This is a genomic window from Eggerthella sp. (genome assembly GCF_048329335.1).
GTDB classification, from domain to species: Bacteria; Actinomycetota; Coriobacteriia; order Coriobacteriales; family Eggerthellaceae; genus Eggerthella; species Eggerthella lenta.
In genome coordinates, this window is the sequence record NZ_DBFEGU010000086.1 from 1 (window position 1) to 1,775 (window position 1,775).

The following is a 1,775-nucleotide window of genomic DNA, read 5'->3' on the forward strand; positions in this document are numbered from 1 at the left end:
CATGGGCCAGCACGGCGAGGAGGGCGGCGGACGCCAGCCCATGAAGTCCGCCGACGAGACGGCCGCCATCATGGTGAACGCGCTGGCGAAGGACATCGGCATCCAGCCGGGCGAGAAGGTCATGCTCATCGTGAACGGCTCGGGCGCCACCACGCTCATGGAGCAGCTCATCGTGTACCGAGCCGCGGTCAAGGAGCTGGCGAAGCAGGACATCGAAGTGGTCGCGAACTTCGTCGGCGAGATGCTGACCGTGCAGGAGCAGGCCGGTTTCCAGATGTTCATGGCGCGCATGGACGACGAGCTGCTGCGTCTGTGGAACGCGCCCTGCAACACGCCGTACCTGAAGAAGTAGGAGGAGGGTCATGCTCGCTTCCCTGAGCTCCGTCCTCGCCTGGGCGGAAGAGAACGGCTGCGCTGCCGCGGCCTTCGACACGCCGAACCTGGAGCTTCTGCTCGCAGCCATCGGCGCGGCCGAGCATCGCGGCGAGCCCGTCATCATCCAGCACGCCCAGCTGCACGAAGAGGAGACGTCCATCGACGTGATCGGCCCCATCATGGTGGCGCGCGCCGAGGCTTCGCGCGTGCCCGTGTGCGTGATGCTCGATCACGGCGAGGATATGGACTACGTGCGCCGCGCGCTCGACCTGGGGTTCTCGGCCGTCATGATCGACGGCTCGCAGCTGCCCTACGAGGAGAACGTGGCGCTGACGCTGGGCGCCGTGGAGCTGGCGCGCGAGTACGGAGCCGACGTGGAGGCCGAGATCGGCTTCACCACGGGCCACGAAGGGCTCGAGAACGCCGACGACGACCGGGAGAACGTGTACACCGACCCCGACGAGGCCGCGCGCTTCGTGGCCGACACGGGCATCGACGCCCTCGCGGCCAGCGTGGGCACGGTGCACGGCTTCTACCGGGCCGAGCCGAACCTCGATTTCAAGCTGATCGAGGAGCTGCGCATCCGCTGCGGCGTGCCGCTCGTCATGCACGGGGGCAGCGGCCTGTCGTGCGAGGACACGCGGGCGGCCATCCGTGCCGGCATCCGCAAGATCAACTACTTCAGCTACATGAGCAACGCGGGCGTGCGCGCCGTCGAGGCGCTCATCGCCGAAGAGCACCCGAAGTACTTCCACGCCCTGGCCAACGCGGCGACCGCCGCCATGCAGGCCGACGCGGAAGCCGCCATGGACATGTTCAGTATGGTTCCGTCGGCCTGACGGCCGTCGGAACCAGCCGACGCTGCGGCTGGCTGTGGCACCCGATCTTCGCGCGATCCCGGATACTCGCGTACCAAAGTACGCTTCGCCTCTGCGATCCCACGAATCTCGGGCACCGCAGCCAGCCTCGCTGACTTACTACGCCAACCTGGAGACGAGAGGAGATCGGTATGACCGCAACCTATATGCACATCGGCATCCCCATCACGGAGAAGAAGCCGAACATGATCTACAACGAGGCCATGAAGTTCTGGGTGTCGAACGTCGACGACTACGACTACAAGGTGGAGTACCTCAAGTTCGAGGAGGGCACGCCCTTCCCCGAAGAGCTGCATCGTCGCTGGCACGTGGCCTACGCGGTGGACGATCTGGACCGGTACGTCGACGATGCCGACCGCGTCATCTGCGACCCCATGGACGCGGGTCCCGGTGTGCGTCTGGCCTTCGTCGAGAAGGACGGCGCCGTGATCGAGCTCTACGAGGACAAGAACTAGCGATTGGCGGTTGAGCGCGGCCCCGAAGACGGGGCCGCCGCTTTTCCGGATCGGCTTGACGGCGAAA

At 66.2% G+C, this 1,775-nt stretch carries 3 protein-coding genes; all 3 read left to right on the forward strand.

The features are described 5' to 3' along the window. A partial coding sequence (locus ACMO6A_RS02795; RefSeq protein WP_418470743.1) for a dihydroxyacetone kinase subunit DhaK occupies positions 1-352 on the forward strand: 352 nt, incomplete at its 5' end. 10 nt (positions 353-362) lie between these two features. Further along, positions 363-1,214: a class II fructose-bisphosphate aldolase gene (locus ACMO6A_RS02800; RefSeq protein WP_009304647.1), complete on the forward strand. Its 852-nt coding sequence runs from the start codon at positions 363-365 to the stop codon at positions 1,212-1,214. Between the two features lie 170 nt (positions 1,215-1,384). After that, positions 1,385-1,708, forward strand: a complete 324-nt coding sequence (locus tag ACMO6A_RS02805) for a VOC family protein (RefSeq protein ID WP_009304646.1) — start codon at positions 1,385-1,387, stop codon at positions 1,706-1,708. The last annotated feature ends 67 nt before the right edge of the window (positions 1,709-1,775 follow it).

Coding starts and splice junctions, on each gene's coding strand:
- ACMO6A_RS02800 (WP_009304647.1), top strand. CDS start 363: ATGCTCGCTTCCCTGAGCTCCGTCCTCGCCTGGGCGGAAGAGAACGGC.
- ACMO6A_RS02805 (WP_009304646.1), top strand. CDS start 1,385: ATGACCGCAACCTATATGCACATCGGCATCCCCATCACGGAGAAGAAG.